Source organism: Niastella sp. sgz303648, assembly GCF_059587045.1.
Map to the genome: position 1 here is coordinate 1,035,031 of NZ_JCAPSW010000001.1, position 22,740 is coordinate 1,057,770.

Here is a 22,740-nt window from a genome sequence, read left to right on the forward strand (position 1 = left end):
CAGATACCGGTTACCTGGTACCCGGTAACCGGTAACCTTTATTGTTCCTTCAGATCTTTCAACGCTTTATTATACCTGTACAACACTTCAACATACTTCTCAAGCACCGGCAATAACAACCAGGCGGTGGCTTTGGCATCTACCAGCATAAAATAATATTGTACGGCGCTTCTGAGATCTCTTTGATCAAGAGAAAGCCATAACCTGATTAACCAGAAGTTGGTGATTTCATCAGCGTGATATTGTTCATAACCGGGCACCGCTTCACGGATATCGGTTAAACTGTAAATATTATCAAAGCGGGGATCTGTTTCCTGTTGTATCAATGCACCAAGGGCCAGGCTAAAATGAAGCACCGGATAATATTTATACATTTTCAGGGCATGCTGCTTTGCCACTTCGCACAATGCTGTACAATCGAGCAATATGCCCTGTTCGTAAATTACCTGAATGCACAACGGATTAAAAGCATTGCGGTTGGCCAGCTCGATCATCTTCGTTTCAAACTCCTTCATCAGCTGTTCATTTTCCCGCTCAAGCAGGTGAGAAAATTTGTCTATTTGCTTTGTTACCTGCCGGTGCTCATCAAAATGCTCAGGCAGCACATTATTGGGTTCTTCGGCCCCATGCCCTATTTCATCCCACATCTCGTGCCACACCGCCTCTTCTTCGGGTGTACTGGTATTTATTTCGGGCGGCAATAAACGGGTAAGCAATTCTGAATGGATTGTCAATTGTTCAAGCACCGAGCGCTGCCGTACTTTTTCAATGTTCAGCATATCGTCTGAACGAATGTTTTGCACATTGGCCAGACTAACTTCGCCGGCCGGGATTTCGTCCATATCAATATCCGGCTGGTTATCATGGTGCAACCGCGGTTTGCTATCTCCTTCAATTGAATAAAAATAATTACCCTCCCCGGCATACTGTTTTAATTTCGCCAGGGCCTCGGCAAAATCGCCGTGATTTTGCACGATCAGATGCGGCATTCCATCGGCACCCACCGCTACTTCAATAAGGGGAATTGAATTATTGTCTTCTTCCAGTATAAACCGGGTTATGTCAAAATTGCGGTGGGGATGAATATCAAATTCAAGGGCAAAATCATGACCGGCATATACGATATTATGTGCAAGTGTATAATCTATTTCCTTAAAATCAGAAAGCTCAAAGCTGTATTGCGACACGAACTCCTCTTCGGGCGTATTGAAAAAAAATACGGTATTAACTACGCCCATGCAAAGTAAATCAACCATATACATTCCTATAGTTACATTGCCGTTACTGTGTTTTCGCATTACCGACACATTGGCAAGCTGACTATCCTCCCAGTCTTTATTCACCATACATTTAAATACCGGCAGCGTTCGCATTTTCGTTTGCACATATTTTCTGGGGGAGAGTGTTTGCATGTTGAGTACCTATAAAAATGAACCTGTAAAGTAAAAGCATTTTCAATTACAGCTGCACAAAAGTTATTGTCATAATTTTCACACATTTCTTAACAGCCATCCTACCCCCTTTGTGGTATTGTTACACCCATTGCAATATGTTACATTTGAATATTGTTACTCAAACACTTACTACCATTAAACGAATCGTATGCTATTGCCAAAAGCATTCAAACCATTACTACTGTTTACAACTGCACTTTTGTTCATAACCGTTTTATTACAAAGCTGCAGCACCACTAAAATAATAACAGAATACGACTGCGCCGATGCGGCAAATATTAACAAAGACACTACTGTTTGGCATTACTTCTGGGGATTAAAACAATCGAAAGATATTCGTCCGCAATGCGATCAGCGGTACAACCACTTAAATAAGGTAGTTGTAAAAAACACCCCTGCACATATTTTACTAACTGTTATAACACTGGGCATTGTGATTCCACAAAAAATTTCGTGGTGTTGTTCACCCCCGAATACACAACCCGGACATTTAGGAGGCAATAGACAATAGGCAATGGGCAATAACCCAAATATTCAATTTGCCCAACCAAAATTAAACAGGTTAAAAATGTAATACTTAAAAAATTTATGGCACTACCAGATGGCATATCATTAATTCCCATTACCGACTGGCAAAACGGTCATCAGAATTTTACAGTTCAGTTAACGAAGGACGCCAGTTTTAATATGCGCCTGCCATTTTCTTTTACCGAACAGGAAAGAAATTATAAAGCCACTACACAAAATTTTCAATGGCTCATTCAACATGCAATAGATAATAATATTTCATTAAGGGCATTGGGCAACGGCTGGTCGTTCAGTGATGTAGCCGTATGCAAAGGCGGACTGGTAGATACCCGCGAACTGCGCACCTTTTTTAGTTTGGGGAATAGTTTTCTATCACCCCAATACCTTGCCAAAGGAAAAACCGCACAGGATGTAGTATTTACCCAATGTGGCATGAGTATTTTACAATTGAACAAAGAGCTTGAACAGGAAAATGGCTGGCTCAGGGCATTGCGCGCTTCAGGCGCCAGCAACGGACAAACCATTGCAGGCGCCACTTCTACAGGAACACATGGCGCCGGTTTTAAAGTGGGCGCCGTGCATGATGCCATTATCGGGTTGCATATTGTTACCGGCGCTAACAGACATGTATGGCTCGAAAGGGCATCAAACCCGGTGGCCTCGCAGGAATATTTAGACTGGCTGGGCGCCGAAGTTTTTCGCGATGATGATCTGTTCAACGCAGCGGTGGTAAGCTTTGGCAGTTTTGGTTTTATTCATGGTATTTTACTGGAAACAGAACCCATTTATTTACTGGAGAAATATACCGTAGCTAATATTCCCTATAACGACAAACTGAAACTCGCCATCAACGAATGGAACTTTGATGCCATTCAGGAATTTCTTCCATTTGCACCGGAAAGCAACAACCGCAGTTTATATCATTTTGAAGTAGTGGTTAATCCGCACCGGTTTGCCGAAAACGATCCCGATAAAGGCGTTTTTCTGAAAGTATTATACAAAGTACCCTACCGCGCTGATTATCCCAAACCGCAGCCAACACCCGGCAATTATCAATACGGCGATGAGCTGCTCGGCCTTATTCAAACCGTTCTCGACAACTTAGGAAATAAACTAACGCAAAAATTGGTACCTCCACTGGTAACAAAATTATTCCCGCTGGCCTTTGCATCGAACGAAGAGGTAACGGGTACTATTGGAGAAATATTTACCAATACCAAATTTCGTGGTAAAGCAGCCAGTGCTGCCATCGCCATCGATACGGCCAATGCCAGCCGGGCAGTGGAAGAAATAGTAGCACTGAATAAAAAAACAGCTTTCCCCGGTGGACTGGCCTTGCGTTTTGTTAAAGGAACCCAGGCACTGCTGGGCTTTACCAGGTTTGAAAAAACCTGCGTGCTTGAAATGGATGGCGTTGATTCAGCTACGAGCCGCCGCTTTTTCAACAACACCTGGAACCGGTTCGAAGAACTGAATATTCCATATACACTTCATTGGGGAAAGATCAATTTTAACCTTACAGAACAACGCATACGTCAAATGTATGGCGATGTTATTGTAAATAAATGGCTGGCAGCGCGGCATAAGCTGCTCGATGAGCCCACACAAAAAGTATTTACCAATGAGTTTATGGAAAGATGCGGGCTGGTTTGAGTTACAGGTTGCAGGTTACATGCAAGCCGTGCCACGGTTCGGCTTCTTAGCAAGGGTAACCCGTGACACGGCTACTTCCTACTTCTTACTTCCGGCTTCTGACTTCAGACCTTTGACTTCTGATTTCTCTTCATTTACCACCTTTAAAACTTCATCACCCGACAAAGGAGCAGCATATAGCTTCACTTTATCAACGAATCCATCGAATATCCGTTGCCCCGGAAATTCTTCATTGCGGCCGATCGTCCATTTGTTGGGCGCCGATAAATTAGCACGGTCCTGCAAAGGCAGTTCACCTTTTAAATGTCCGTCGATATATAACTTCAAATTCGCACCATCACATACTCCTGCAATATGATGCCAGTTATTGAACCAGTTGGCCGGTAAGGGAGCTGAACACTCTCCCCTGCCCCAGCCTCCGGCAAAAAATGTAAGTTGTTTATTGCCTGCAACCTGTAATACATGGTTATCGCCTTTGGTAAACAGATCAACCAGTCCCTTGCTTTTACCAACAGGGAACACCCATAACATCATGGTCATTGTTTGCCCCATGCTATCAACGCTTAATGAGCCGGGCACTTCTATATAACGATCTTTATTGATCCTGAGCGTAGTCGAAGGATCGTTTTTATTGGTACTTCGACTACGCTCAGGGCCGGACATCATCTTCGCCTCATTGCCAAACCCCGAACCATCTGTAACCACACTATCCTTCAGAGCATCGGCCGACAGGCTGAACAATACTGATTTCAAATTATTACTATACACCTTAAACAAAGCAGCGGAAGTATTAACACGTAAGGTTTGCAAACCTTCATTTTTAACCGGTATTGCATGCGCCATACGTTGTATGGCGCCGGGTTGTAAACTAATGGTATCTGTACACAACAGTGAATCGTTGAGGCGTATAGCAATATTAAATGTATGAAATTCACCGTCGTTATTCTGCACATCATAAACTATATGCTGCATTTCACCTGTACGGACAACCGGTTTTATCACCAGCCTGCTGATAGCCGGCTGAACAGCTGTAGCGGTTTGCGAACGGAGCACCTCAATTTCTTTAGAGGTTGATCCATCAATTTGTACACTGATTTTTCCAAACGGATACAGGCGAAATGATATGGAATCGGTAATAGTGCTATCAGCAGGCACCAGGCAATTTTTTGCCGCGTAAGCTTTACCGTTCACATATACGGTTACCCGCTTTGTTCCGGCGCTTCCCTTGTTCTGCAAAACGAAACGGGCGGCCACCTGCTCATTCGGTAATACATTATTTTTTGTTACCGAAAAATCAATCAGTTGAAATGAGGGATCACCAGCTGTTTCTGAAACATCTGACAGACTTTTATCCAATATCCATTCGGTATGCGGTACCGTATCCAAATCAAATTCTATCTGGCCACCCTGTACCAGCAAAGCATGCGATAACCAGAGCCGGTTATACTGCGTGCCATTTACCGTTACCGACTTAATGTATTTGTATTGAGGTGAAGTATTGTTTGCCCTAATAACCCATTGTTTTCCGTTCGCCATATGAACAGTGACTGACCTGAAAAGCGGCGCACTGATGGCATACACAGGCCGGCCGGGACAAACCGGATAAATACCCATGGCGCTAAAAACAAACCAGCTGCTGGTTGAGCCCAGGTCGTCATTGCCCGGCAAACCACCGGGTGTAGCACTGAAACGCGTTCGCATTATGTTTTGTACCCACTGCTGTGTTTTATAGGATGTGTTTGTATAATTGAACAGATATGGCACATGAAACATCGTTTCATTATCAAACACCAGTTGGTTGCTGATTAATCCCGAATCGAGCTTCGATACAAAAGAGGTATCGCCGCCCATGATATTTACCAGGTCTTTGGCATTATGCGGTACAAAATAAGAATATACCCAGGCATCGCCTTCCTTATAACCGAAGGTACCGGGATGTAATTTGAATTCGCTGTCATTGCGTGGCAATAGAAACAATTCTGCGGCGTTGAAAAGATTCCGGTAATTAAAACTCTCTTTCAAAAACTTATTTCTGACTTTGCTACGATGCAAAACGCCTGCAAATTGGGCAATCGCCCAATCGTCGTAGGCATATTCAACAGTACGTGTAACCGATTCGGGATATGAGAAAGGAATATAACCGTTCGTTCGGTAAATTCCCATATCGGGTAGCATATAAGGTCTGGCATCTGCCCATTTCAACATACCAATAAGGGCAAGCATACTATCAGCCACTTTAATTCCTTTCAGCCATGAATCGGTAATAATAGGTATAGCATGATTGCCTGTCATGGATTCAGTGGGCAGATAACCTGTTTGCCGGCAAATATCCAGTATCGACTCAAGTATATCTTTCTGCCTTTCGGGAAACAAAAGGCAAAGCAAGGGATGCAGGGTGCGAAAAGTATCCCAGGGCGAAAACACATTGTATTGATTTACGCCTTTAGTTTGATAAACGCGTTTATCGTCGCCCCGGTATTTTCCATCAGCATCCGAAACAACCCAGGGAACAAGGCAGGCATGATACAGGGCAGAATAAAAAACCGTTTTATTGGTCTCGCTGGTGTCATCAATAGCAACTACCGACAAGGCTTTGCGCCATTTGTTTTGGGTTGATTTTTTCAGCTCGTCGAAATCACTGTTTGCTGCAGCCAGATTTTTAACAGCACCATCAACACTTACCGCAGATACACCGATCTGCAATTCAATTACTGTATTACCCAACAGCGAGCGGCCAAACGTAAGCATACAGCCACCGGGCACATTTTCTTTACGGGTAAAGCTTTTATTGAACCGGAATAAGGTGTTCATTGCAGCGCCGCTTAGTTCCTTATTCGACCTCACGGTTAATGCACCCGCATCGCCGATAAAAATTTTGGGTGTTACCTGTGCCGGAAAAGTAAAACGAAAACGCCCGGTGCGTTCACCGGCCGTAACCTCCACAAGCGTATGGTCATCGCTGAATAAAACACTGTAATAACCGGGTGTGGCTTTTTCGTTATCGTGACTGAAATTTCTGTGATAGCTGTTCAATTGAAACCGGTCTGAAGCTTTTACCGGCATCACATATATTTTACCTGCAGAACCGTTGGGAAAGCCGCTCAAATGCTGTACACAGCTAAAAAAACAAATGCTGCTGTCGTGGTAATCGTATCCTTTGCTGTCCGTTACACGTGTTTCGGGCGTTAACTGCACAGCGCCCCATGGCGCTACCGCACCGGGATATGTTCCCCCTTCACTACCCCATTTGGTAAATACATTCGATTGGGTAGTGCCAATAAAAGGATTTACGTATTGTAAAGGATCCGTTTGGGACCATGCAGCAGAAGTAATACATAGCCCATAATAAAACGCAAAACGCTTAACGCGAAACGCATAATGCTTAACGCTAAATGTAAAACGCTTAATGCCAAACGCTAAACGCTTAATGCTAAATGCATAACGCGAAACGCGAAACGCAAAACGCTTAATACAAGCACAACACTTAATACTATGTTTAGCGTTGAGCATTCGGCATTCGAGGTTTAGCGTTCAGCATTGAGCGTTCGGCGTTCGGCATTTATACTCTAACATAAATTTTCTTCTTATCCATCCAATACCCCACAGCCCAGCAAACCAACATATACAGCACGGCCTGTATAAATGAACCGATATAGGGATTGGCATGAATAAAAATATTTTCATACAGCCACTTATAAAGCGTTTTGCCGTCGCTGAAACGAAACACATTCCACAAAATCACCAGCACTTCTGATAACAGGTAAATAAACAATGGATTTTTTCCAAACACCTGGAAGAAGGGCGTCCATGAAGTTTTATGTTGTATATCGGCCACATACACAATGGCAGCGATAATTAAACAATCAATACCTACGGTATGCAATACAAAAGAACTCGTCCACAATTTTTTATTGATGGGGAATGAATAATTCCAGAAATGCGCCAGCACCAAGAGGGCAAAACCAGCCAGCATTAATTTGGTAAGCGCCTCGTACGTACCACCTTTTTTTTGCAGAAAATAACCAACACAATAACCGGCCACTACGTTACCGATGGCAGGGAAAGTGCTTAACAAGCCTTCCGGATCAAAGGGCACACCTTCGCCATGGTATAAATGATCGGGGCCTATCAGCCACAGATCGAGCTTTAAAACCGCATTGCCAAGCAATGACAAAGGATCTGCCGCATCGCCAAAGAACCATAATACAGGCCAGTATAATAATAGTATTAAAGCAGTAATGATTACTGTAGTACGAATTTTTAAAAAGTATATCATTAACGAAGCAAAGCAGTACGCCAGCGCAATACGTTGCAACACGCCGAAAACACGGGTTGTTTCAAAAGCTTTGAAGGCATAATGACCTGTTGCTTTATCTAACCGCACAAAAGGAAACCAGTACATCAGGTACCCCAGTATAAATATGAGGAGGGTGCGTTTGAAAATTTTTGCCAGCACAGCTGAAGTGGGGATTGTTTCCCATTTAGCCATTACAAAACTCATGGCATTTCCTACGGCAAATAAAAATGACGGAAATACCAGGTCGGTGGGGGTAAACCCATGCCATTTTGCATGCAGTAGCGGCGCAAAGGTATGGGCTTCATCGGGCGACGTATTTACGATGATCATGAAGCAAATGGTCATGCCACGAAATACGTCCAATGCCAGAAATCGTTTTTGTTGTTGCATGTGCTGTGTTAGTTTTTTTAAGTCCGGAAGTCAGAAAAGTCGGAAAGTCAGAAAGCATCATATTCAAATTTGAGTTTTCTTTCGGTCTTTCGGACTTCCGGTCTTTCCGACTTCTTCTATAGAGTCACAAAACCCCAAACGGGATGATTTGGCTTAAAGATATTTTTTACTTCACCCTGTTTATATACTTTGTATACAACCGTTTCGCCACTTCAACGGGATTGCCGGTGGGTGTAGCTGAATAAGTATCATTACTGTTCACCCATTTCCATTCCTGCGCTTTTACTGTCGTTTCAAAATCGTTGGTTTCCATTCTGGCCCCGGTTGCCATTTTCAGTTGCAGGTAGGTAAAGAACTGTTGCCAGCGTGGTTTATAAAAACCTTTTATCAATCCGGCCCACTGCCTGCACGAGTATTCATGCAATTCACTTTCCTTATCGCCCCATAAGGTAATAACATTTCTTGCATTCAGCTCATATAATTTTTTTTCATTTTCATCGTTGCCGCAACTGCGGGCATCGGCGATCCATTTACCCAGTAAAAAATCTTTGCGGGTGGCCAGTAACTCGTCCATATCATCCATCAGTTCTAAAAATTCACCGGTGTATTTGTCGAAAGAAGCTGCATCGTGTTGCAGATAAGCCAGCACCCATTTCTGTTGCAGCGGCGTAGCATAATTGGCCAATACCTGCCGAACCACATCTACCAGGTCGTATTGAAAACCGTCGCTTTGCTGCAGCGCAGGAATAGCAGCATGAAACAACTCCCATACCTTCACCAGCTCTTTAGGATCGTAATCGAGTTTTGTTCGTACTCTGTCAGAAAACATATTGATTGTAGGCCGGGCCGAAATGATCGATTCAGGTCCGCCTTCACCCAGCCCGCCATTGTATACAGAGTGTTGTAAAAAGCCCCATGCTTTATTGATCGTATCATTATTTACACCATACCGTTGCCGGGTATATTGCGATAACCATTTTGTAACGTCTATCTCCTCCCCACTCCAAACATTTTCCAACATAAGGTGATACAGCGCAGGATTTTGTTCAATGCCTTCCATGGTTAAACCAATGCCCTGCATGTTGCGTGATGATTTATCGTGCAATGCTTCGGCAGGATCCTTTGCTGCATTGTCCATCCGGCCCCATAAACTGATGTTACCGCCAAAATTGTGCAGCATATTCCATATCCAGGGTTTGCCATAATAGGCCTCTGTACGGTTCCAGACAGGATGGCTTTCGCTGTACAGATCAAGAATGATCATATGATCGTCGGGCACGGCATTTAACAGCGCTTTGATCTGTGTGGGCTGCCAGTAATCGGAATTATAATGAAACATCCAGCCCTGCATAACCCATACTGCTGCAGCATCGGCGCCGGCCATTGACTGAAATACTTTTTTACTCATACCATCTAAAAAAGTCGAATCTTTTGTGGGCGGTACGTTTTCATTAAAAGTATCGGCACTATAAAAATGATCTGTGCCAAATTCGGCCGTTTGCGCTTCGATGAATTGTTTGCCGAGTGTTTCAAATGCTGCATCGGAAGGATCTAATATATATACATCAGGAAAGCCTGCTCCCCAGTTGGTTTTCTTCACTTTTGCATTGGGAAATTTTTGACCGAACGAAGGAGGCACATGCCCTGTAAAAGCCGGCAACACGGGTTTCATTCCAAAACTGCGCTCGCGTTGCAATATTTTCTTTTGCAGTTCTTTCTGGCGGTCCATCCAGTGTTGTGGTAAAGGACCATCCCATCCGTCGATGTTGCCCATCCACAACCAGGAAAAATAAGCAGGACCGGTAAAAAAGCCGGCCAGTTCATTATCGCTAAAACCCATTTTTTTATACACCTGTTGCCATACCGCTTCTTCACCGGTAAGGGCCAGCGGCATGTTGATGCCATTCAAAGCCATCCAGTCGATCTCCTGTTGCCAGCGTTCCCAATCCCACCAGGCCATTGAATATTGAAAAGTGCAGTAGTTCAGGTAATACCTGTATTTATACGGCGTTGCTTTATATACCTTTTTGGCAACTACAGGCAGCTGCGCAGGGAGGTTCATGTTGACGCCGTTCCAGCTGATGTGGCAATTACAATATTGCTGCAGATAATAATTCAATGCCGAAGCAACCGACAAACCATTATTGCCCCGCAATACTATTTTGCCCTTACGACTCTCCAACTCAAACACATCTTTGCCGTTTTGCTGCGGTATTGCTTCAATAATAAAAGAAGAAGATTTGTCTTTTACAATACGTTGCAAAAAAGCTGTAAGCGCTGATTTATCTATCTGGGAAAAGGAAGTATTGATGAATACAAAAACCGCAAAACAGAAAACCAGCCATTGTTTCATATTAAATATCGAATATTGAATGTTGAATATTAAATGTTGAATTGAAGATAAGTATAGTTTTTGATTTGAGATCCTACTTCTGTTTTTGATTGCCGACTTCCGGCTTCAGACTTCCGACTTCAACATTCAGCACTTTCATAATCTTGTAGAACAACTCCGTATTCTCATACACGCCACGGAAGCGGTACGACTGAGGCCCGTAGGCAAATACGGGAACAGGCACGGCAGAATGATCGTTGGTTGCAAAGCGTCCGCTAACATATCCTTTTGTATAATCTCCGTCGATTAATGACAAGCCGCCGGTTTCATGATCGGCGGTCACGATCACCAGCGTTTGGCCATCGGCATCGGCAAACTCAAGCGCTTTACCAATCACTTTATCGAAATCCATTACTTCACTGGCTACGTACGACATATTATTCGCATGACCGCCGTAATCGATCTGAGCGCCTTCTGTCATTAAAAAAAATCCTTCCTTATTTTTCGACAGTATTTTCACTGCTTTTGAAAAAGCATGCGCCAGCCAGTCACCCCTTCCTTTCAACACCGGCAATCCTGCCTTGTTTTCGATCACTACCCATTTTGAAGGCTTATTATTCTTTACACTATCAATATGTGGTACAACAAAATATTCAGGCGATAATTCTTTTATTACACTACTGCTAACCTTTTCTTTGCCCGGCTCCATCAGCAATGCCACGTTCGATAAACTTTCATTACCCGAACCCATCAGCAGGTCGACCGATGAATTTTTCAATTCACGTAAAATTGAAATGGCATTATCCCTTTCGGGCTGATGCGCATAAAAATCAGCGGGTGTTGCATCGGTAATATCGCCGCATGTAACCAAACCCGTTTTTATTTTTTTTGTTTTCAGAAATACCGGTAATAAGGGTAAAGCAACGCCTGTGTGATCAACACCAACATAGCGGTTCTTGGTTTTTTGTCCTGATGAAATAGAAGTAGAACCCGGTGCAGAATCAGTTACATAATTATCATACGAACTGGTTTTCGAAATGCCAATGTTGCGGATATTAAAAACGTTCAATGCACCTTTATTTGCAGTATAGCCTGCATAAAACTGGGTAAGGCCTGTGCCATCGCCGATAAATAACAAAATATTCTTTACCGGTTTATCAACGCCGTCGTTCTGATAGGTGGGCTGGTAGATTTTATAGCCTGTATTGTTTTTATAAGAATCAGCCGGTAATTTTTTCAGGAAGTCGCTCAATGCTTTTATGCTATCGGTATTAATATAATCAACCTGCAGGTGAATCAGCTGGTACCAGGCATTAATAAAATCAGGCGCATCCCAAAAACGAACCGTTTTTTTAAGGGCATGGGAATGGCTGACTAATTTTTGCAGAACACTCAATTCAGGGGCGGGAATATTTCCTTTACCATTCCATTTGGTATACTTTTTCAGGTCATCACTCATCATTACAATGCGCGACAGAGCGGCCTCATTGTATTCTTTAAACAACTCTCCATCGAAACCAATAAAGGAAGGATAAGATGTATACGTTGCCGGATCGGGGCGGTTGCCGCTGATGGCAATCTGCAGCGAGTTGCAATTGACCAGTGCAGGATATTTCTGCAACAGTTCAATCAATTTATTCAGGGTTGTAACAGCCTCAGTTTTTATGTCTATCATCAGCTGCAGCTTCAGCGAACTGTCGGCATACACATGTCCAATATTTTTTTCGATAAATGTTTGAATTGGTTTCAGGTACAGTTCTTCGAGCGTTCGGTGCAACGAAAGTTCAGCAGTTGTATGCGCCACCAGCAGTTCGCCGTTGTGCCAGAAAATATCGGCTTCTATTGAACCGAACCCTTCGTAGTAAGCGGTATACAGCGGAACAGATTGTTCGTAATCGTTATGCGAATGCGCATTGGCGGCAGAATAAATCGCAGGTTGCGAAAATGTAACGGTGAAAGAAAAAACAGATAGGAAAAATAATAATTTATGCATCGTCAAATTTATAACAGTTTGTAATTGTTCCGTCCCCTACTGCGCCTTCGCGAAGCTTCAGCAAAACAAGGCGGGACAGATTCCCTAATACATGATTTTTTTACCTTCATTTTGTGCCTTAACGGCACTGAACGTGTTGTGCCTTGAGCCTTGTACCTTGTGCCTTAATACGAAACCCCGACAGGGTCACTTGCTTTTTCAAAGCAGCTACCACCGTCAGGGTTTTCATTTGTAAATCATTAATGATCTGTGTATTTCATTAGCAAATTAGCTAATTTGCCCAATCAGCACATTGATTTTACCATCCTGTACTTTGCGCAATCACACCTCCGCTGCTGCTGATCTCGGTCGACGGTACGGGCCATACATTATGCACAGCAGGATTAAATGTGCGGGCAGGCCATATAACAGAACCATCATAGCCATGTAACGGTTGTGCATAGGTGGCCTGGGCATCTCCCCAGCGAACGAGGTCGCGATGGCGATCGGCCCATTCCCCGGCAAATTCACAACGGCGTTGTTTTTTCAGTTCTGTCATATCAGCGCCTGATACAGATGCCAGACCGGCACGGTTACGAATCAGATTAATTTCTGCATCGGCATTTTTACCCTGCATCAGTTTGGCTTCTGCTTTGATCAGTATCACTTCGGCATAGCGCAGCAATGGCGGATTCAGGGCTGTTGTAGGATGATCGCCATTGGGACTGATATAAGTGCCAATGGGACTGGCATACGAGAAGGGTTCCATATATTTTTTAAACTGGTAACCACTTAAGCTGTTGTTGGAACCATAGATGGTGTCTTTACCGAAAAATTTAAAAGTATCTCCGGGCTTTAAGATGGTTACCTCTCTGCGAAGATCGCCTGTTTCAAAAGCGTTATACAGTTCTTTGGTAGGTGTATAATATCCCCAGCCGTTGTACTTGCCCCAGCCTTTATTCTCGAGCATTACACCCGGCAAAATGCTTCCCCAACCACCGGTACCTTTGGGTGTGCTGAGCGCACTCCATATGTACTCCTTGCTCCAGTTATTGGCAATCTTAAATACATCTTCAAAATTGGTCAGCAGTGCATGTTTTCCGCTGCTGATCACCGAGTCGGCATATTTTTCGGCATTGGCCCAGGCTTTTGTATACAGGTACATTTTCGACAGGTAAGCCCATGCAGCCGTTTTATGCGGACGGCCGTAATCGGTTGCTGCATACGTATCAAAGAAAGGCAACAACGAAGCCGCTTTCTTTAAATCAGATTCAACGAGCGCATAATTTTCACTTACATTGGCAGCGCGTGCAACCGGCGCTGTGCTGGAAGCGTTTTCTTCGGTAACAATAGGAACCCCTGCTTTATCATTACCATAGCTATATGATAACTGAAAATACATCAGGGCGCGTAAAAAATAAGCTTCGCCCAAAATTCTGCTTTTAAGCGTTGCATCCATCTCAATACCGGGCACATGAATGATGATATCATTGGCCCTTTTAATAACGATGTAACGCATTTTCCACTGATCGGTAAGATAGGAAACACCCGAGGTGGCGCTGTTAAAATTCTTTACGTTCTCGGCCTTGGCATTTGAACGGCCGGTAACCATATCATCGCTGGCGTTGATATACCACATAAAACCACGGCCATAAAATTCTTCACCATCAAACTGATCGTACATACCATTGGCGCCGCTGACGGCATCCGACGAGGTTTTCCAGAAGTTTTGCGCTACCGGAGATCCTTCCGGCTCAATATCTAATTTCTTTGTACAGCTGTGTAAGCTGCCGGCAGCTATACAAAGAAGAATGATACGACTAAATACTTTTTTCATATTTTGATACTTATACATTTAGAAATTAACGTTTACACCAACAAATACCGAACGCGCCTGCGGATAGCGGCCGGTATCAATGCCACCAGTTGTTATTCCCAATTCAGGATCGAAACCGCTGTAGTTCGTAAATGTTACGAGGTTATTGGCGGTTACATATACGCGCAGTGTATTTAAACCAACCCGTTTGGTCATTGTGCCGGGCAATGTATAACCGAGGGTAATATTCTTGATACGGGTATAAGAGCCATTTTCGAGGTACCAGTCGCTGGTGGTGCTGAAGTTGCCGTTCGCATCGCTTAATGATAAACGGGGAATCGATGCATTCGGATTGTCGGGTCTCCAGGCGCCCTTTACATCGCTCAGCATATTATAGTTTTGTCCGCTTACACCTGCCTGCATGGCGAGGTATTTCAACCCGTTGAATATTTTGTTACCATGCACACCCTGTACAAAAATATTCAGGTCGAAGTTTTTGTAGCTCGCATTAAAGCTGAAACCAAAAGTGAAATTGGGGTAAGCGCCTTTTTGCACCACGCGGTCGCTGTCGTCGATTTTACCATTGCCGCTTACATCTACAAATTTCAGGTCGCCGGGTTTTGCATTTGGCTGAATAAGCGTTCCGCTTTTATTTTTATAGTTGTTTACTTCGTCCTGTGTTTTAAATATGCCGGCTGTAGGAACTACAAAAAATGAATTGAGCGGATCGCCGACACGCATCAATAAGGGAGTTAATGTACTGCGAATATTTATATTTGAAGTAGATATGGTGGTTACATTATTAGTTAAAGAAAGTAACTTATTCGAAACTTTCGTAAGCGTTGCCCCTACGTTGTACTGAAATGCCGATTTTGAATTTCCGCTATAGTTAATACTCAGCTCAATTCCTTTATCCTGCGCTTCGCCAATGTTAGCCCACTTCCCATTGCTAACGCCATTGGTACTGGCGGGTGGCAGGTTATAAATCATTCTTCCCGTAGTTTTAATAAAATAATCGGCTGATACCGACAGGTGGTTATTCAGGAAAGCGGCATCCAAACCCAGATTCTTTTGTGTTGAATTAGCCCATTTCAGTTCGGGGTTCGACAATGCATTTTCTGCATAGCCATATACCTGCGCGGGGTCCTGGCCCAGATAGGCCGTAGTGGCTGCAAGTGGTACCAGTACCGAGTTCACCGGCAAACTGCCCAGGTTACCCAACTTACCATAACTGGCGCGTATTTTTAAATTGCTTAACCAGTTGATGTCCTTTATAAATTCTTCACGGCTAAGCACCCAACCGGCAGAGGCAGAATAATAATTTTCGAATTTGTTTTTAAAAGCAACCAAAGAAGTACCATCGCGACGGCCTAATAAAGTAAGCAGGTATTTTTCCTGAAAATCATAGTTTACACGGCCGAAATAAGAAATCATTGCCAACTCAGTTTTATAACTCTCCGGCTTGAAAATACTATTGGCATTCTGAAAGTAACGATAGGCTACCCGTTCATCGGTAAAGTTCTGCGCTTTAGCGTAAAAACTTTCCGATAATTCATTCTGATACGAGTAACCGGCCACTGCAGTAACATGATGTTCACCAAAACCTTTACTATAGGTGAGGGTTTGTTCAGCCAGCAGGTTACTGTAATTAGACGAACCCATGGCGAGCTGGTTATAATCAAATATCTTTCCTATTTCCAGCACCCGCATAGTGAATTCTTTGGTAGTAGAAAAGCTTTTGGTCAATCCAAAATTGCTGCGGAAAGTGAGTTCCGGCAACAATTTTATTTCAACATACGGATTGATCAAAATGCCGCTAACCGGGTTTTTATAATCGAGCCTGTTCAAATAGGCAACCGGATTAATTACATCACCATAGTTACCCGCATATGCGGCAGGCAAACCAGCATAAGTTCCATTCGGATTATAGGTATCAACACCGGGCGGATAAAAAATGGCAGATAAGATAGCACCGGTATAAGCGCTTTGCGTATTGGCGCCATTGCCATTGGTAAAAGTATACTGCATGTTCTCCCCTACTTTCAGCCAGGGTTTTAACTGGTGATCGCTGTTGAGCCTGAAATTATACCTTTCGGTATAGGTGTTCAATAATGTACCTTCAGCCTTGCGATAACCAAAACCCATAAAATACTTCGACTTTTCGGTACCGCCATTGATACTTACATTGTAGTCGCTGATTTGTCCGGTTCTGAAAATATCATCCATCCAGTTGGTGCGGGTAATTTGTCCGTCGGGATAGGTGGTTGCATTGAATGCGGGTAAACGGGGCTTGCCGGCATTATCTGCAGCGAGGTTCATCGCATCGGCATATTCCTTTGCATTCAACGGCTGTAATTTGCGCCAGGCTTTTTGCGATCCGTATTTGGCATCCAGCGTAATGGAAGCAGCGCCTGCCTTGCCTTTTTTGGTAGTGATCAAAATAACGCCGCCCGACGCACGCGCTCCGTAAATAGCAGCCGAGGCATCTTTCAGAACAGAAATATTCTCAATTTCTGAAGGATTGATCACCGGCGTTCCACCTGCTATTACACCATCTACAATATATAAAACACGCTCACCATTAAGACCACCCATTCCACGAATATTCACGCTTGGTAATGAAGTGGGGTCGCCTCCTTCGCTCGTTACAATCACACCTGCCGCTTTGCCCTGCAGCATTTCGGTAAAGTTGTGCGCCGAACGCGACGATACTTTATCGAGCTTTACATCGGTTTGCGCACCGGTTACCGTTGCTCTTTTTTGCGTACCATAACCAACTACCACCACCGTGTTCAATTGTGCTTCTTCCCGTTCGAGGCGGATGATATTGGGAACACCGGCTTTCAGCACAGCTTCTCTTTCAGCATATCCTACATACGAAATGCTTACTGTTATCGATTCACCATCGGCTTCGAGCTTGAACGTTCCTTTAGCATCAGTTTGCGTGCCGCTAACAGTACCTTTAATGGTTACCGTTACACCCGGCAGAGGGCCGTTATCATCTACTACCGTTCCGGTAAAAACCTGGTTGCCCGAAGAGGATCTGATGGCAGTTCCTTCCTGCGCTGCCATTTCACCAGTTGCTGAAGCAACTTTGCTTTTTTCTTTATTATAAATAACAATGGTGTTGGCGTGGCTTTCAAAATCGAGGTTCGTATTTTTTAATATTTTCCTTAACGCCTCTTCTACCGTGATCTCCTTTTTTTCGTGCAGTGTTATTGTGTACTTTTTTACTTCATTTACATCAAAAGCAAATTTCACCTGTGTACTGGCCGAAATATCTGCCAGCACTTTTTCAAGCGGTTGCTGATCTACATCGATAATAATTGTTTTTTTAAGCGGATTAGCTGTTTGTGCAGTTAATGGCGCTATAAGCGCTATCAGGCATAGCAACAGAGCGGCCCGTGAAAGCAAACAGATTGCTTTCCATCTGTGTACAGAAGGACTCATAAATAAATCGTTAAGGATTAATTATTGAATGATGACTGTCTGGTTGTTTAACGAAAAACGGATATGGTCTTTGGTTCCCAACAGGTTCAGTATTTTTATAACTTCCTGCAATGTGATATCTCTTTTAACCTGCAGATAATATTCGCCTATATAGTCAGAACGCCTGTTGTCGATGGTAACATTAAAGTGGTTGTGCAACCATTGCATCACTTCAGGTAACGATGCGTTTTGAAGAAACTGCTCACCCTGTATCCACGCATTCGCCTCTCCTGCCTGTACCGAATCGATGGTTGTTTTTGCTGTGTGTTGTTTGTAACGCAGTCGCTGACCGGGTAATAAATAGCCAAGCGTATCATGTTGTTTATGTACCAGCACCTTTCCGGTAACTACCGATACTTTAATATCGTTGGTGCGATCGATCATTTTTACCGAAAAAGAGGTTCCTTTTACAGTGGTGCTTACGTTATTTGATTGAACGGTAAAGGGATGCGTTGCATCTTTTTTCACCTCAAAAAAGGCTTCGCCTTTTTTCAGCACAATGGTGCGCTTGCCGGCAAAATTGCTGTAATAAGCAATCTGCGAATTGTCGTTCAGCCATACTGTACTGCCATCTGGTAAAACTGTTTTTTGAATGTTGCCGGGAGCAGTTGCCACTTCTATTAAACGGGGCCGGTTCATAAAATAAAAAGCAACCGCAGCGCCAATCAATAATACAGCCGCCGCCGCTGCATATTTTACCGGGCGTAACCGGTTTATGCCTGTTACAGATGCACCTGTTGTAACAGCTGCAAAAATGGCTTCGCGCATTTTAACTTTCAGCAATGCTCTTTCTTCATCATTAAATGAATACGCTTCGCCTGTTGCCGCTTTTTTATCGAGCCAGCTATGCAATTCCTGCAGCTCTTCAGCAGTACAGGTATTGCTTCTGAACTTCTTTAATAATGCTTCTATATGTGGCGGATGATTCAAGCAGGTGTTTGCTTATAAAGACAGGAAAAAAACACAACCTAACTATCGGAGGTTAAAATTTTTTTAAAAAAAATAAACAATCATCAGTGTAAGTAATTCTGCCTTCCAGGCAACGCTTAGTTTTTTTACAGCGCTGTTCAGCTGGTTGCGAATCGTTTGTTCTGAATTACCGGTGGCAGAAGCGATTTCGGTAACAGACAGGCCCGAAAACTGGTGCATTTCGTATACCTGTTTCATTTTTGTGGGAAGTGTATTAACGAGCGATTTCAGCGTGGATTCTGTTTCTTTTTGTTCAAGCTTTTTGGCGGCAGAAAATTCGCTTTCGTCATTATGCAGCACATCAATACTTGTTACGGGGTATTTCTTTTTTGCGAGATGATTGAGGATGCGATTCTTTAATGCAGTAAATAAATATGCAGATAAGGATTGCACTTCCGGCAATCCGTTGCGTTTATTCCAGAAATGAATGAAAAAATCCTGTACCACTTCCTCTGCATCCTGCCGGTTTTGCAGCACTTTAAATGCATACTGGAACAATGGCTCCCACCAGGTATCAAATAATACCTGAAATGATTGCTGGTCGTTACAGGCGATTTTTTGCAATAACTGTTTATCAGCGTTTCCCACTTGCAGCATTGGTTATCGATACCTAAGTTAGTAAAAGGAATTATAATCAATATAAAAAAAACGAATACGATTTCGAAAACAGCTCCAGGATAGCTATTTGCAAAATGTTTAGCACAATTATCTAAGGAGTAATGGTAGCGCAAAGTAAAAAGTTAAGTAGCAGTTTAGCAGCAAAAGAACAATTAAGAAATTATTATATGATTACAATGCTAAAAAATCATCCATAGTTTAGCACCCGGGTATTGCAAAACAGGATTTTCGTGGGTATTTTTGATCATTACCAATTTTTCAAAACCATTATTGCTTATGAGTTCAGGAATAGATTTAGAATTTGTCAGGGAAACATATCAAAGAATGACAGACGATGAAGTGGTGCGTGTACTAACCCGGGAAGCAGCCGGATTAACGCTGGAGGCTATAGAAGTGGTAAAAGAAGAAGTTAAAAGACGTAATCTTGATCCCAATATTTTAAATGGGATCACCGCTCAACGAAAATCATATACTGTTGAAGAAATAGATAAATATTGCGAACTCATTCAGCAACTTCCCTGCCCTATCACCGGCAGCACCAACTCGCCGCTTAATGCAACAATTACCTGTGAAGTTAAGAGCTATATTTTTATAACCCATTATTCAAAAAACATTGTTATAGGGAGTCCTGAGGCCTTAGACAAGGCCAATAAGGATGCATTACTAAAATCAGTTTTATTGGGATGGTGGGGATTTCCATGGGGCATTATCAGAACCATACAGGCAATTGTAGCTAATCTTACTAATAAAAAAACCAATCATAACGATAAGCCTAATGATTTTTTAAGAAGCTTTGTTCTTTCAAGAATTGGCGAAATTGAAACGTACAAAAACGACAAAGAAAAACTACATACTATAATTACAATAAATAAAAGAAGTTAAATTTAGATTGAAACTTCCCCAATCAGGTTGTACTTGTAATGAAGCCAAACAGTGCTAATGTATTTTGCAAATACTGTAGTAAGAAAATACAATAAAAATATTGGTGGGGGATCTTCGACTTTTAATCAGGCCCTTCGACTTCGCTCAGGATCAATTACAAAAAATACTCATAAAAGGATTATTGATTTCGGTTATATTATACTTAAGCAATTCACATATATCTTCCCCGCCTATACAGCTATGTGAATTCAACAAAGCATTTTATAATTTAGTAGCGCCTTATCATCCAATTACTAATCCAACCTGTATGAATACCAACCAACAAATCGAAATCCAACTGAGTAAACGTAAACTGTTCCTGCTGCTTTCCGGTTCTCTTGTTTTTGTTGCATTAGGCAGCTGGTTTATCATTGCCCCCGCTGCATTTAAAAAACCAACGCCCATAAACCTGATTATTATCAGAACAACTGGGGTGGCAAGTGTTTTATTTTTTGGATTGTGTTTTATCGTTTCGGTGAAAAAACTATTCGAATCAAAACCAGGCCTCATCGTGGGCGAAGCAGGCATTACCGATCGTTCGAGTGCCGTACCTGCGGGCTTTATTCCCTGGAGCGACATTACAGACATTTACCAGATAGAAGTGGCCAAACAAAAACTTTTACTGATAGATGTAAAAAATCCATCGATGTACATCAGCAGGCACACCAGCAGGTTGAAACGCAAAGGCGTAGAATGGAATTATCAAAATTACGGCACACCTGTTTGTATCAGCGCACATGCCTTACAATATAGTTTTGATGAATTACAAACATTACTCACTAAAAAGCTAACCGAATATACAGGATAACCCTGAAAATAAAGTTGTAAGTTTTAAGTAATAAGTTTTAAGACCAGCAAATCTTAATTTGGCATTGCGTATTACTTATAACTTACAACTTATTTACTTATTACTTTATCGGCCTGGCCCATTTCATCATCTCATTTTCCACAAACAGTTTGAACCCTTCCGACGTAGTAAACTGCTTATCGCTTTTTTCCCATCCTGCATAAAAGCGGTAAACTATGGGCTGGTTATTTTTAATATTTGCGGCAACCGTATACGTATTTTGAACGTCGGTATTGGCATTGGGCGTAGCACCAATAGCAGCCACTTCTTTGGCAGACATTATTATGGCCATGCCTAATTTATCGTTGTTCTCAGATTGTACGTCGTAGGTATATAAGGCCTTATAACCGCCGGTAGTTGCTTCATGCGATTGTTTGCTATGCAGATTAACAATACCGGTTACAAGTTTTGAGCCGGCTGGCGCGTTGGTGACCGTTACCTTGTTTTCATAAAAATAAGCACCGCCCCAAATGCTGATCACTTCGGTAAGCGTTACAGCAGGCAGATTATCCGCCACTTTCCAGTTGGTGTATGTCATTTTGAACATGGCCCTTACTGGTCCGTCGGCTATTTTTTCATAAGTTACCCTGCTGATATTTTTACCGCCTAAACGAACCAGCGTATCTTTTCCGTTTTGCAGGGGAACACGCATGGCCAGCGCACCTGCGCCCAGCGAAGCGCCTACTTTCAAAATATCCATGCCCCAATCGGCCTGCTTATGATAATTCTTTTCCGGATCAACACCTACTTCATCCATCACCATAGCGGCGGTGGTTTTTCCCCAGATATCATTTCCGTTGCGCACATCAAAATATAATCTAAAACCTACTTTATCATTTTCCCAGGCCGGTCCTTCGGTAAGATAAGGCGGCAGGGCCTGCTTTGAGAAATCAGTAGGCTGCGCGTTCACAGGCATGGTATCTTTATCGAGTGCAGGGCCAAATGTATTATCACTGTTTTTTCGCATATGTCGTACGTGAGCACGTACCATAGCTTTTATAGTAGCAGGCGCATCGGAAATTATAGGCTGCAATTGTAATTGCTCATTGGGTTTGAAAGAATACAAAAAAGCAACTTCATCCCATTTATTATCTCCGTTTAGATCATCATACTGAACAACAAGCGGCATCCCTGTTGCTTTTTTCAGTATAACATATTTACCGGCTGCAACAGCGCCTGTCTTTTTTTCAATGTCGGCCCTTTTCAGTACGATCAGTTCATTGGGACGATCAGTTTTCGACGGATTGGTAATCGTTATCCAGTTAGCTGGTTTTGATTGTCCGCTGGATACTTTAATCATAAATAGCATACATGCTACCAACAGGGCTCTTCTGGTGTTTAACACTTTCATTATTTATGGTTATTCAGATTTTAGCGGTAAATATAAAAACTTTGTTCAACCGGTTCGGCAGATTTTAGTTTCGGTTACTGAGCACTAACAATATTGTAATTAA

At 42.8% G+C, this 22,740-nt stretch carries 14 protein-coding genes; 4 read left to right on the plus strand and 10 right to left on the minus strand.

Features of this window, described 5'->3' with window-relative positions:
* Positions 1 to 38: 38 nt before the first annotated feature.
* Entirely contained in the window at positions 39 to 1,373 is a 1,335-nt protein-coding gene (locus AC59IL_RS03560; protein WP_496550703.1) for a hypothetical protein, read from the minus strand.
* Positions 1,374 to 1,602: 229 nt separating this feature from the next.
* Here AC59IL_RS03560 and AC59IL_RS03565 point away from each other — a divergent pair, with 229 nt between their 5' ends.
* Both AC59IL_RS03565 and AC59IL_RS03570 read left to right on the plus strand, forming a co-directional pair.
* The gene (locus tag AC59IL_RS03565; protein WP_496550704.1) at positions 1,603 to 1,965 is read left to right on the plus strand and encodes a hypothetical protein; all 363 of its coding nucleotides are present in this window, start codon (positions 1,603 to 1,605) and stop codon (positions 1,963 to 1,965) included.
* A gap of 77 nt (positions 1,966 to 2,042) precedes the next feature.
* The gene (locus AC59IL_RS03570; protein WP_496550705.1) at positions 2,043 to 3,635 is read left to right on the plus strand and encodes an FAD-binding protein; all 1,593 of its coding nucleotides are present in this window, start codon (positions 2,043 to 2,045) and stop codon (positions 3,633 to 3,635) included.
* Positions 3,636 to 3,713: 78 nt separating this feature from the next.
* On the opposite strand, the gene AC59IL_RS03575 is transcribed toward AC59IL_RS03570, so the two are convergent.
* The 8 genes from AC59IL_RS03575 to AC59IL_RS03610 form a co-directional block, all read right to left on the minus strand.
* A complete protein-coding gene (locus AC59IL_RS03575) occupies positions 3,714 to 7,145 on the minus strand; it encodes a GH92 family glycosyl hydrolase (RefSeq protein ID WP_496550706.1) in 3,432 nt (1,143 codons plus the stop codon).
* Between the two features lie 49 nt (positions 7,146 to 7,194).
* Complete coding sequence (locus AC59IL_RS03580) at positions 7,195 to 8,322, minus strand: acyltransferase family protein (protein WP_496550707.1); 1,128 nt, start codon at positions 8,320 to 8,322, stop codon at positions 7,195 to 7,197.
* Between the two features lie 166 nt (positions 8,323 to 8,488).
* On the minus strand, positions 8,489 to 10,675 hold the full coding sequence (locus tag AC59IL_RS03585; protein WP_496550708.1) for an alpha-N-acetylglucosaminidase: 2,187 nt from the start codon (positions 10,673 to 10,675) through the stop codon (positions 8,489 to 8,491).
* Between the two features lie 73 nt (positions 10,676 to 10,748).
* Complete coding sequence (locus AC59IL_RS03590; protein ID WP_496550709.1) at positions 10,749 to 12,647, minus strand: alkaline phosphatase; 1,899 nt, start codon at positions 12,645 to 12,647, stop codon at positions 10,749 to 10,751.
* Positions 12,648 to 12,945: 298 nt separating this feature from the next.
* Positions 12,946 to 14,463 (minus strand): RagB/SusD family nutrient uptake outer membrane protein, encoded by a 1,518-nt coding sequence (locus AC59IL_RS03595; protein WP_496550710.1) that lies wholly within the window; start codon positions 14,461 to 14,463, stop codon positions 12,946 to 12,948.
* A gap of 18 nt (positions 14,464 to 14,481) precedes the next feature.
* Positions 14,482 to 17,892 (minus strand): TonB-dependent receptor, encoded by a 3,411-nt coding sequence (locus AC59IL_RS03600; protein WP_496550711.1) that lies wholly within the window; start codon positions 17,890 to 17,892, stop codon positions 14,482 to 14,484.
* Between the two features lie 21 nt (positions 17,893 to 17,913).
* Positions 17,914 to 18,861, minus strand: a complete 948-nt coding sequence (locus AC59IL_RS03605; protein ID WP_496550712.1) for a FecR family protein — start codon at positions 18,859 to 18,861, stop codon at positions 17,914 to 17,916.
* A 63-nt stretch (positions 18,862 to 18,924) separates the two neighbouring features.
* Entirely contained in the window at positions 18,925 to 19,497 is a 573-nt protein-coding gene (locus AC59IL_RS03610; RefSeq protein WP_496550713.1) for an RNA polymerase sigma factor, read from the minus strand.
* 297 nt (positions 19,498 to 19,794) lie between these two features.
* On the opposite strand from AC59IL_RS03610, the gene AC59IL_RS03615 reads away from it, so the two are divergent.
* Complete coding sequence (locus AC59IL_RS03615) at positions 19,795 to 20,400, plus strand: hypothetical protein (protein WP_496550714.1); 606 nt, start codon at positions 19,795 to 19,797, stop codon at positions 20,398 to 20,400.
* 307 nt (positions 20,401 to 20,707) lie between these two features.
* Positions 20,708 to 21,247, plus strand: coding sequence for an STM3941 family protein (locus AC59IL_RS03620; RefSeq protein ID WP_496550715.1), 540 nt, complete (start codon positions 20,708 to 20,710; stop codon positions 21,245 to 21,247).
* 100 nt (positions 21,248 to 21,347) lie between these two features.
* Here the strand turns inward: AC59IL_RS03620 and AC59IL_RS03625 are convergent, their stop codons facing one another.
* Positions 21,348 to 22,637 (minus strand): DUF4861 domain-containing protein, encoded by a 1,290-nt coding sequence (locus AC59IL_RS03625; RefSeq protein ID WP_496550716.1) that lies wholly within the window; start codon positions 22,635 to 22,637, stop codon positions 21,348 to 21,350.
* Positions 22,638 to 22,740 lie beyond the last annotated feature (103 nt).

Excerpts from the sequence above, each read along its gene's own strand:
- AC59IL_RS03585 (WP_496550708.1), bottom strand. The coding sequence starts at position 10,675 with ATGAAACAATGGCTGGTTTTCTGTTTTGCGGTTTTTGTATTCATCAAT.
- AC59IL_RS03610 (WP_496550713.1), bottom strand. The coding sequence starts at position 19,497 with ATGCTGCAAGTGGGAAACGCTGATAAACAGTTATTGCAAAAAATCGCC.
- AC59IL_RS03590 (WP_496550709.1), bottom strand. The coding sequence starts at position 12,647 with ATGCATAAATTATTATTTTTCCTATCTGTTTTTTCTTTCACCGTTACA.
- AC59IL_RS03615 (WP_496550714.1), top strand. The coding sequence starts at position 19,795 with ATGAGTTCAGGAATAGATTTAGAATTTGTCAGGGAAACATATCAAAGA.
- AC59IL_RS03620 (WP_496550715.1), top strand. The coding sequence starts at position 20,708 with ATGAATACCAACCAACAAATCGAAATCCAACTGAGTAAACGTAAACTG.
- AC59IL_RS03575 (WP_496550706.1), bottom strand. The coding sequence starts at position 7,145 with ATGCTCAACGCTAAACATAGTATTAAGTGTTGTGCTTGTATTAAGCGT.
- AC59IL_RS03570 (WP_496550705.1), top strand. The coding sequence starts at position 2,043 with ATGGCACTACCAGATGGCATATCATTAATTCCCATTACCGACTGGCAA.
- AC59IL_RS03595 (WP_496550710.1), bottom strand. The coding sequence starts at position 14,463 with ATGAAAAAAGTATTTAGTCGTATCATTCTTCTTTGTATAGCTGCCGGC.
- AC59IL_RS03560 (WP_496550703.1), bottom strand. The coding sequence starts at position 1,373 with ATGCGAACGCTGCCGGTATTTAAATGTATGGTGAATAAAGACTGGGAG.
- AC59IL_RS03565 (WP_496550704.1), top strand. The coding sequence starts at position 1,603 with ATGCTATTGCCAAAAGCATTCAAACCATTACTACTGTTTACAACTGCA.
- AC59IL_RS03580 (WP_496550707.1), bottom strand. The coding sequence starts at position 8,322 with ATGCAACAACAAAAACGATTTCTGGCATTGGACGTATTTCGTGGCATG.
- AC59IL_RS03600 (WP_496550711.1), bottom strand. The coding sequence starts at position 17,892 with ATGAGTCCTTCTGTACACAGATGGAAAGCAATCTGTTTGCTTTCACGG.
- AC59IL_RS03625 (WP_496550716.1), bottom strand. The coding sequence starts at position 22,637 with ATGAAAGTGTTAAACACCAGAAGAGCCCTGTTGGTAGCATGTATGCTA.